The sequence below is a fragment of the Gordonia sputi NBRC 100414 genome (assembly GCF_000248055.1).
In the GTDB taxonomy this organism is placed as follows: Bacteria; Actinomycetota; Actinomycetes; order Mycobacteriales; family Mycobacteriaceae; genus Gordonia; species Gordonia sputi.
Map to the genome: position 1 here is coordinate 1 of NZ_BAFC01000015.1, position 9,575 is coordinate 9,575.

10 protein-coding genes, 2 pseudogenes and 1 other annotated feature are annotated in these 9,575 nt (G+C 66.0%); of the genes and pseudogenes, 9 read left to right on the plus strand and 3 right to left on the minus strand.

The annotated features are described in order from the left end of the window. Positions 1–235 precede the first annotated feature (235 nt). Positions 236–1,336 carry a carbon-nitrogen hydrolase family protein gene (locus GOSPT_RS01920; RefSeq protein WP_005202355.1) on the plus strand — a complete coding sequence of 367 codons (1,101 nt, stop codon included), beginning with the start codon at positions 236–238 and terminating at the stop codon, positions 1,334–1,336. 102 nt (positions 1,337–1,438) lie between these two features. After that, a complete protein-coding gene (locus GOSPT_RS01925) occupies positions 1,439–2,140 on the plus strand; it encodes an AbiV family abortive infection protein (protein ID WP_005202357.1) in 702 nt (233 codons plus the stop codon). On the opposite strand, the pseudogene GOSPT_RS22980 reads toward GOSPT_RS01925, so the two are convergent. Further along, positions 2,074–2,654: pseudogene (locus GOSPT_RS22980) on the minus strand (integrase core domain-containing protein); the annotation flags it as partial. The gene GOSPT_RS01925 and the pseudogene GOSPT_RS22980 sit on opposite strands and share 67 nt — an antisense overlap. Continuing rightward, positions 2,627–3,804 (minus strand): IS3 family transposase gene (locus GOSPT_RS01935; RefSeq protein ID WP_373278521.1). Its coding sequence is split into 2 segments (ribosomal slippage): positions 2,627–3,541 and positions 3,544–3,804, totalling 1,176 coding nucleotides; the frame shifts between segments, so codons are not numbered across the junction. The gene GOSPT_RS01935 and the pseudogene GOSPT_RS22980, both read right to left, overlap by 28 nt. A 42-nt stretch (positions 3,805–3,846) precedes the next feature. Between GOSPT_RS01935 and GOSPT_RS23520 the strand changes: the two genes are divergently transcribed. Both GOSPT_RS23520 and GOSPT_RS24640 read left to right on the plus strand, forming a co-directional pair. Further along, positions 3,847–4,020: a carboxylesterase family protein gene (locus GOSPT_RS23520; RefSeq protein WP_005202364.1), complete on the plus strand. Its 174-nt coding sequence runs from the start codon at positions 3,847–3,849 to the stop codon at positions 4,018–4,020. A gap of 190 nt (positions 4,021–4,210) precedes the next feature. Next, positions 4,211–4,395 (plus strand): annotated as a pseudogene (locus GOSPT_RS24640) (IS3 family transposase); the annotation flags it as partial. Next, positions 4,270–4,383: a sequence feature (AL1L pseudoknot), on the plus strand. It overlaps the preceding pseudogene by 114 nt. Positions 4,396–4,584: 189 nt before the next feature. Here GOSPT_RS24640 and GOSPT_RS01955 read toward each other — a convergent pair. Then, positions 4,585–5,145 (minus strand): TetR/AcrR family transcriptional regulator, encoded by a 561-nt coding sequence (locus GOSPT_RS01955; protein ID WP_210735047.1) that lies wholly within the window; start codon positions 5,143–5,145, stop codon positions 4,585–4,587. Between the two features lie 74 nt (positions 5,146–5,219). Between GOSPT_RS01955 and GOSPT_RS01960 the strand changes: the two genes are divergently transcribed. The 5 genes from GOSPT_RS01960 to GOSPT_RS01980 form a co-directional block, all read left to right on the plus strand. Further along, a complete protein-coding gene (locus tag GOSPT_RS01960; RefSeq protein ID WP_005202372.1) occupies positions 5,220–6,209 on the plus strand; it encodes an NADP-dependent oxidoreductase in 990 nt (329 codons plus the stop codon). Further along, positions 6,206–6,628, plus strand: a complete 423-nt coding sequence (locus GOSPT_RS01965; RefSeq protein ID WP_005202375.1) for a nuclear transport factor 2 family protein — start codon at positions 6,206–6,208, stop codon at positions 6,626–6,628. The genes GOSPT_RS01960 and GOSPT_RS01965 overlap by 4 nt, the downstream gene beginning before the upstream one ends. 1,034 nt (positions 6,629–7,662) lie before the next feature. Next, positions 7,663–8,079 (plus strand): SRPBCC family protein, encoded by a 417-nt coding sequence (locus GOSPT_RS01970; protein WP_005202377.1) that lies wholly within the window; start codon positions 7,663–7,665, stop codon positions 8,077–8,079. Beyond that, a complete protein-coding gene (locus GOSPT_RS01975; protein WP_039854376.1) occupies positions 8,076–8,507 on the plus strand; it encodes a MarR family winged helix-turn-helix transcriptional regulator in 432 nt (143 codons plus the stop codon). The genes GOSPT_RS01970 and GOSPT_RS01975 overlap by 4 nt, the downstream gene beginning before the upstream one ends. Before the next feature lie 66 nt (positions 8,508–8,573). After that, the coding region (locus tag GOSPT_RS01980) for an IS481 family transposase (protein WP_005202379.1) at positions 8,574–9,575 on the plus strand (1,002 nt) is incomplete at its 3' end.

Below are 9,575 nucleotides of genomic sequence, written 5' to 3' on the forward strand. Positions count from 1 at the left end.
GGGGCATGGTGTACGACGGTGGGGCGGCCTGGACCGGCGCGCATGATCGATGGTTGCGGACAGTCGCAGCGCCGGCGGTGTGAAGAACGCACCACGGGACTCCCCCGACCGAGCCGCTAGGCGAACTCCCTTATGCGGGTGGCACAGAATGCCAGGACCCTTGTCATTCCACGTCAATTCATGCGCCTTTTCACCTCGTACTGTCCTACCAAACACAAGCAACGGAGGTACGGACATGGTCGAATACACAAACACATTCAAAGTTGCTGCGGTGCAGGCACAGCCTGTGTGGTTCGACGCGGCCAAGACGGTCGACAAGACCGTGTCCATCATCGCGGAGGCGGCCCGGAACGGGTGCGAGCTCGTCGCGTTTCCGGAGGTATTTATCCCGGGGTACCCGTACCACATCTGGGTGGACAGCCCGCTCGCCGGAATGGCGAAGTTCGCTGTGCGCTACCACGAGAATTCTCTGACGATGGACAGCCCGCACGTACAGCGGTTGTTCGATGCCGCCCGCGACCACAACATCGCCGTAGTGGTGGGAATCAGTGAGCGGGATGGCGGCAGCTTGTACATGACCCAGCTCGTCATCGACGCCGATGGGCAGTTGGTCGCCCGGCGCCGCAAGCTCAAGCCCACCCACGTCGAGCGTTCGGTATACGGAGAAGGAAACGGCTCGGATATCTCCGTATACGACATGCCCTTCGCACGGCTCGGCGCGCTCAACTGCTGGGAGCATTTCCAGACGCTCACCAAGTACGCGATGTACTCGATGCACGAGCAGGTGCACGTCGCGGGCTGGCCTGGCATGTCGCTGTACCAGCCGGAGGTCCCCGCCTTCGGTGTCGATGCCCAGCTCACGGCCACGCGTATGTACGCACTCGAGGGACAAACCTTCGTGGTTTGCACCACCCAGGTGGTCACACCGGAGGCTCACGAGTTCTTCTGCGACAACGACGAACAGCGAAAGCTGATCGGCCGAGGTGGAGGTTTCGCGCGGATCATCGGGCCGGACGGCCGCGATCTCGCAACTCCTCTCGCCGAAGATGAGGAGGGGATCCTCTACGCCGACATCGATCTGTCTGCGATCACCTTGGCGAAGCAGGCCGCCGACCCCGTGGGCCACTACTCACGGCCGGATGTGCTGTCGCTGAACTTCAACCAGCGCCGTACCACGCCCGTCAACACCGCAATTTCCACCATCCATGCCACGCACACCCTCGTGCCGCAGTCCGGGGCACTCGACGGCGTCCGTGAGCTCAACGGAGCGGACGAACAACGCGCATTGCCCTCCACACATTCCGACGAGACGGACCGGGCGACAGCCTCCATCTGACTCGGGCGCACCCGTGGCACCTCCGAGGCGCCACGGGTGCGTTAGGTGTACTGACCGGACACGTTGATCGAGGATTGGCCGGTGACGCGAGATACTCGCTGAATGGGCGAGCCGCAGGTTGAAGAGGTCAGCGCAGACTTCGCGCGCCGATGGTGGAAGTCCCTGATGGCGAACGCGGTGGCGCTTGTGGAGGATGCCCACGCCCTGGCGGACCGGGGCAGTGCTGGCCGGGCTCAGGCGCTCCTGGTGCTCGCGATGGAGGAAGTGGCGAAGGCACGCTGGCTGTACGAGGCCGCCGAGTGGGAGTGGAGTGCACCTTTGGGCCTCTACGGAGTGCAACCTCGCGAACCTGGCCTGGTTCGGGTTCCGGACGGCCTACGCACCACCCGCGCACCACATGCAGAAAAGCTGCAGGTGGCGGAGCAGTTTGCGTCAGGTCTGGGTGGCTTCTGGGACCCCGACCGCCGGATCGAGTACTACCAGTTGTCGGACTTGGAGACGTTCCATGGGTTGGCGCGGCAGCGGAACCTCGACAAGCAGGCTGGCTTCTACGTCGACCGTGCAGCCGACCAGATCGCCTCGCTGCTGGACATACCCGCCGGGGGGATCGTGGAGCAGATTCGTCGAGCGGCCAAAGTAGTTCAGATGCATCTGATCCAGGACCACACCCGCCAACAAGACGCCTCCGTTCCCAGCCGGATCGACTCGGCGGAGGATCTCCACTGGACGATCCTTCCCTACTCGGACCCCGAGTTCTTCACCGAGGAGCCGCCTGGCGTGGGCGTCGAAGCCGCCGAAGAGTAGCCAGCCGCTCTGAGTTTGGTGAGTGGCGGATGGTTATCGCACGCGGTGTGCGGCCGCACTTCGTTGTAGTGCCCCAGCCACGGCTCGAGCGCGTCGCGGCGTTCTTGCTCGCTGGTGTAGCAGCGGGCGTAGGCCCACCCGTGGCCATCGTCCGGTGGAAGCGCTCCACCTTCCCATTGGTCTGCGGGCGGTACGGGCGGGTCCGTTTCGGCGTGATCGACAGGGCCTCGCAGGTGTCGCGCCACAGGTGCGACCGGTACGCCCCACCGTTGTCCGACAGCACCCGCTCGATGGTGACGCCATGGCCGGCGAACCACTGCACCGCCCGGCGAAGGACGGCGACGGCGGTGACGGCGGTGACGGCCGTCTCGTCGTCGTGGACCTCGGTGTACGCGACGCGGGAGTGGTCGTCAATGACGGTGTGCACGAACGCGTACCCAAGCTTGGGGCCGCCGGGTCTGCCTCGTGTTTGGTTGACACGGGTTTTCAGGCGGCGGCAGCCGCCTGGGTTGATTGAACCATTTCGAACTCGATGGGTGTGAGCCTGCCGAGACGGGCTTGACGGCGGCGACGGTGGTAGGTCCGCTCGATCCAGGTCACGATCGCCAACCGGAGCTGCTCGAAGCTTGTCCAGCGGCGCCGGTTGAGGACGTTCTTCTGCAGCAACGCGAAGAAGCTCTCCATCGCCGCGTTGTCGCCGGCGGCGCCGACCCGGCCCATCGACCCCACGAGTCCGTTGACGCGGATCGTCTCCACATAGCGGCGGGAACGAAATTGCGATCCTCGATCCGAGTGGACCCGACAACCGGCCACGTTCGAGCGTCCGCCACGGCGGGCGACGGCCATCTGCAACGCGTCGACGGCGAGCTGCGAGGTCATGCGACGGTCGATCGAGTACCCGACGATCCGGTTCGAGAACACGTCCTTGACCGCGCACAAGTACAGCTTCGAGTCCCCGGTCCAGTGCTCCGAAATGTCCGTCAGCCACAGGTGATTGGGCCTGTCAGCAGTGAATTCACGACGCACGAGGTCGTCATGGACCGGCGGACCGGGCCGCTTCCCAGCCCCGCGCCGGATCGAGTGGCAGCAGCGGACACGGACCAGCCGGCATGCCTTCAACACCTGGTGGTCCGACACCTCCAAGCCCTTGTCACGAAGCTCCTCGGCGAGGAACCGGTAGCCGAACTCCGGATCATCGGCATGCGCGTCGAGCACGGCGTTCGCGGCCTGCGCGTCGGACCGTTCCCGCTCGCTGACGGGGTCGGCGAGCCACTGGTAATAGGCCTGACGGGAGAACCCCAGCACCCGGCACGAGAGCTTCACCGGCACCCCGTCGCCGGCCAGGTCCGTGACGACGGGGAAGGTCATTTTGGGGACTGGCCCAGTTTCAGGTTCGCCTGCGACAAATAGGCGGCGGCCCGGCGCAGGACCTCGTTCTCCATCTCCAGCTCGCGATTGCGGCGCTTGAGGGCCTTCAGCTCCTCGTTCTCGGCCTTCGTGACACCGGGCCTGGTCCCGGCCTCGACGTCGTCGCGGGCGAGCCAGTTGCGCAGGCAGGACTCGGCGATCCCGAAGTCCTTCGCGACCTGTTTGATGCTCATGTCACCCCGGCGGGCAACAGCCACGACATCGTCGCGGAACTCCTTCGGATACGCAGCGGGCATGATGACATCCTTCCAGCAACCCCTCCCGGGGCCACAGATCAGATGTCAACCAAACTCACGGCAGACCCGATGAGCAGCTACTGGTTGAACTTCATCAAGACCGGAAAACCCAACGGCCCGGGGCTTCCGACATGGGACACCATCGGCCAGGCACCTGACAGCGTCATGCGGCTCAACACCCGCGAGCATGGGAGCACCGAGGAAGTACCCGGATGAGCTTCGGGACCGAGCGGTCCGGCTCGCGGTGGAAGCCCGCCGCGACCCGAACACGAGAGCTGGCGCGTTGCGTCGGATCGGTGAGCAGCTGGGGATCAATCCGGAAACGCTGCGGTAGGTGCAGCAGGCCGAGATCGACGCCTGCGACCGGCAGGGTGGTGTTACCACTGACGACGCGCAGCGGATTGCGGAGTTGGAGCGTGAGGTCCGCGAGCTGCGGCGTGCGAACCAGATTCTGAGGTCGGCGTCGGCTGTCTTCGCGGCGGAGCTCGACCGCCCGTCCAGTCGATGACCCAGTTCATCGATCAGCACAAGCACGAGTTCGGAGTCGAGCCGATCTGCAGGACGTTGCAGCTCGCCCCGTCGAGCTACTACGCCGCGAAGTCGAGGCCGCCGTCAAAGGCAGACGCCCGCATCGCCGAGGTCGGGGGCCTGGATGGCGAAGCAGCTCGGCTGACCGAAGACAGTCCCGTGGAGCCGTTCACAGTGCGGTGTGACGGCTCCACGGGACACTGCCGCGGCCCGGTCTCCGGGCCCGCGAACAAGGATCGGGGCAGTCAGGCGCTAGAGGAGGATCGCACCCAACTGCACGTCGAGCACGTGTTGCCGCTGCGCCGGCGATGACACCTGCCCGCACGTCCACGCCATTCCCCCCGCAAGGACGAACAGCTCCTCACCGTCGAGGTCAGACCGGGCCACACCCGCCTTCTGGGCCCGATCAAGCAGGCACCCGCCCGCTGCCCGCATCTCGACGCACGCAGCGTGCAGCGCTGACTCAGGACTTTCGATGGCGGCGGCCATCGCCGAGACGACACCCTGGTAGCTGTCGGCGCACCGAACGAATTCCGTCAACCAGGTCAGAAGAGCATCCCGAGGGTCATCCGCGGCCTGAAGGGCGTCCCCGCGTGCGGCGAGCTCGGCAAAGCCGGTCCGGAGGAGCGCCTCGAGCAAGGCATCACGGGTGGGGAAGTGCCGAAGCAGGGTGGCCAGCCCGACATCCGCGCGGCGCGCGATGGTGCGCAACGACGCCTCCGCGCCCTCCTCAGCGAAGACGACGGCAGCGGCATCGAGCACCAGGTCGTAGTTCTTGCGGGCGTCGGCTCGCATGATCACCTCGTTTGACATCTGGATCAGTGGTCCATATATTCGGATCACTGATTCAGTTAGTATAGACGTTCAGAGGAGCACAGTTGTCCGAGATGATGCACGCAGTTCAGGTTCATGCCCCAGGTGGCCCCGAGGCCCTGCAGTACGAGCGGGTGGCTCGCCCTGAGCTCGGTGCCGGCGAGGTCCTCGTCCAGGTGCACGCGATCGGGCTGAACCCGCCGGACTGGTACGTCCGCGAAGGGATGACGGTGCTGCCGCCCGAGATGCGTCCGGTCCTGAAATTCCCGCTGATCCTCGGTTCGGACATCTCCGGCGTGGTGGAAGCCGTCGCCGACGACGTCGACCAGTTCGTTCCCGGTGACGAGGTCTTCGGGATGGTCCGGTTCCCGGACGAGATGGCAGACGCGTACGCGGAATTCGTCGCCGCGCCCGCTACCGACCTTGCACGCAAGCCCGCCGGCATCGACCACGTTCACGCGGCGGCATCCGCGATGGCGGGTCTGACGGCGTGGCAGTTCCTCATCGAGCGCGGACACGACGTGGTACCCCCGTTCCAGCCGGAGCTTCACCACCCGGTGCCGCTGCACGCCGGCACGCGCGTCCTGGTCAACGGTGCCGCCGGCGGGGTGGGTCACATCGCACTCCAGCTCGCGAAGTGGAAGGGCGCCGACGTCACCGCTGTCGCCTCTGGGAGCCACGGCGACTTCCTCCGCGAGTTGGGCGCTGACGAAGTGGTCGACTACACGGTGGCTTCTCCCGAGGGAGAGTACGACCTCGTGCTCGACAGTGTCGGCGGTCCAAGCACAGGCCGGTTCCTGCCCCTCACCAAGCGCGGCGGAGCGCTGTTCCCGGTGTTCTTCGGTCCCATCGACCCCGAGCAGGCAGCGGAGCGCGACGTCTACTTCTCCAGCACCCAGGTGCGCGCGAACGGCGCCCAGCTCGGTGAGCTCGCCGAACTGATCGATCAGGGCATCGTGAAGATTGCCATCGACAGCACCTTCCGACTTGAGGACGCCGTGGCCGCTCACGAGCGCGCCGCCCAGGGACACATCCGCGGCAAGATCGTGCTGACCGTCGCATGACCGTCACTTCGTTCGACGCTCAGCAGGTCCTCGCGCAGTACGCAACCGCGCTCGACACCCGCGACTTCGACCTGCTCTCCAACATCCACACGGAGGACGCGTCGTGGTCCTTCGCCCTTGGCGGGCAGGTCATCGTCGGCCCGTTGCGCGGCCGCGACACGATTGTGGAGTTCGCTGCCACCCCCACGGAGGGCGCGCCTGCTCGACAGCGGCACGTGCTCAACAATCTCCTCAGCTCGGACAGCACCGACACCGCCGTCCAGGTCAGTTCGTACCTGACGCTGATCGCCGCGATTGGCGCTGCGCCCACGGTCGTTGCGACGGCAACTGCCCGGTTCAGCCTGGCGCTGCAGGAGGACGTGTGGCGGATCGCCGAACTCCGCATCGAGTTCGACAACCCGCCTTTTCCGCACTGGTAGGCCCCGCTGGCTCCTGCAGCCTCGGCGGCGTAGCTTGTGCTGTGCCCCGTTGACGGCCTCAAAGTCCGCGCGGACAACGGCCCCCACCGATGAGGGGGGCGTTGCCGTATGGCCACCCTCCCCAGGCTGCGTACGGCGTCGGCCGGAGCGCACCGCGGGCCACCGCCTAGCTGGCGACTCACCGGTCCACCGAGGCGGTACACGGACGCTCACCGGCGCACCGAGCATCGCAGGATCACCTTGCGGACGCCGAGATGTCGTCGTGAACGCAATGAGTTGGCAGGTAAGCGTGGCCAAGAAGGCGAACCCGGTGATGATGAGACGCCGCCGTTGCGACGCTCGTTTTGAAGCCTCTAGCAGGGCCGCTCAGTCGGCAGAACCGCGAGCGGTGTCGGTGTGGTACCCGCTTGGACGTACGGAGCCGGGACGCAGTGGGAAGTGATGGCGGGCATGAGGACCGGCCTTCCGTGAGGCTGTGGACGCCTCCTTGCTGTCGAGCCGTCTCGCTGCGCCAGAACCCCGCAGGCCGCGAAGACCATCGTGACGACAATCGCAAACGCGACCCGATTGGACCACAGTAAGGGCAGCGCCCCCGATTCCCACGCGGGTCCTCATCCGAACATTCGGTGAGCGCAGCCTGGAGCAAGTACACTCCGCTCCACGGTCCGAGAGACTCTTCATCACGCGTCCGCGTGGGTCCTCGCTGACTCGATGAGCGTCCTGATGGCGGCGTGCAGCGAGATCCGGTCACCGACCGATATGAGCCTCACGCCGCACGCAATGTCCCGTATGCCGGTCGTTCACCGGTGCACGTGCGGACGTCTCGGACTGACGGACAGATCTGTGAGTAGCTTCGCTCGGTGTCGTCTTTTTCGCGAGGTTCGTAGTTGTGATCGCGTCCGTAAGCCCACGCCGACCTGACGGCCGGAATGGATCCACTTGGCGCTCGTAAGCCCGCTGGCCGCAAGCCCCTAGGTGTACTGGCCGGGGACGTTGGTTGATATAATATGTGCACTTACTACTTAGGAGGATGCATGTGGTCAGCAACACATGAGGGGCGCACCACGGCCAGCCCGGACCAGGTCTACGCGCTGCTGTCGGACGTCTCGACGTGGCCGGCATGGAACGAGGGGGTGGCGAGTATCGAGATCGACGGCCCCTTTGAGGCAGGGACGACGGCGCGCATGAACTTCCCCGACGGGAGTCAACTGCCGTTTAGCATCACATGGGCCAAACCTTGCCTCGGGTACGAGGACCTGACCGAGGTTCCGGATGCGGGAGTGTCGGTGCGCGTGCGACACGAGGTGCGGGCGGAGGGCGACGGTACGCACATCACGTACCGGTGCGTGGTGGACGGCGCCAGCGACGCCATGTGCGAGGAAGTGGGCCGGCAGGTGTCGAGCGACTTCGATGAGGTGATCGCCGCCCTGGGTGCGGCCGCTGCCCGATGAGCGCGTCGTTGCTGCCAGAGTCCAGTCCCGGGCTGTTGCTGTGGCGTGTCACGCTGCAGTGGCAGCGACGCATCACGGCGGTGCTCAAACCTCTGGGCCTGACGCATGTGCAGTTCGTGCTGCTCACGTCGGTGTGGTGGTTGACCAGCGAAGGCGGAGAGCAACCCAGCCAGCGCCGCGTCGCCGAGTTCGCCGGAACAGACGTGATGATGACCTCCCAGGTCCTGCGCACTCTGGAAGAGAAGCACCTCGTCGAGCGTCACACAGACCCGAACGATGGCCGCAGCAAAATTCTCACCGTTACGAGCGCCGGCAGTGACCTGGCCAAGAGGGCAGTACAAGAAGTGGAAGCCACTGACGCGGCCTTCTTCTCACCCACCGACACGGCCGCGGTGCTGGCGCTGCTGCATCAACTTGATCGGCCGTGACGAGCGCGGCAGCAAGAGCGGGGACGACTCACGCCGTCCCCGCTCAAACCCTCTCGGAAGGTCCCCATGTCACACCCCAACGCCGCTCTCACGCCACGCCACCGCTTGATCGTCGGCCAGCTCGTGGTCGACCAGGGCTGGCCGATCAGCGAGGTCGCCGCAAGGTTCCAGGCCTCCTGGCCCACCGTGAAGCGCTGGGCCGACCGCTACCGCGCCGGCCAGTCCATGCAGGACCGCAGTTCGCGGCCGCACCGGTCGCCGAACAAGACCAGCCACGCGACTGCGAAACGTTGCATCCAGCTCCGGATGCGCCTGCGCGAGGGGCCAGTCCAACTCGCGTGCCGGCTCGGGATCGCTCCGTCGACGGTCCACCGAATCCTGGCCGACGCTCGGCTGAACTGGCTCTCCCACGTCGACCGCGCCACCGGCGAACCAGTCCGGCGCTATGAACACGACCATCCTGGGGCGATGCTGCACGTCGATGTGAAGAAGCTTGGGAACATCCCCGACGGCGGCGGCTGGCGCTACGTCGGACGCCGGCAAGGCGAGAAGAACCGTGCCGCCACACCCGGCAAGCCCCGCAACAAGTACCGGGACCCATTGATGGGCAAGGCCTACGTCCACACCGCCATCGACGACCACTCCCGCGTCGCCTACGCCGAGATCCACGATGACGAAACCGCCCTCACCGCCGCCGCAGTGCTGGTCAGGGCCGTCGAGTGGTTCAACGCCCACGGCGTCACCGTAGAGCGGGTCCTGTCCGACAACGGAGGCGCCTACCGCTCACACCTGTGGGGAGACACCTGTGCCGAGCTCGGGATCAGGCACAAGCGCACCAGGCCGTATCGGCCGCAGACCAACGGCAAGATCGAGAGATTCCACCGCACCCTGGCCGATGGCTGGGCCTACGCCCGCTGCTACACCTCCGAGGCCGAGCGGCGCGGGGAACTGGAAGGTTGGCTGCACTACTACAACCAGCACCGTCCTCACACGGCCTGCGGCACCCAGCCGCCGTTCTCACGATTGATCAACGTCCCCGGGCAGTACACCCAGCCGGAGTGGGTGCGC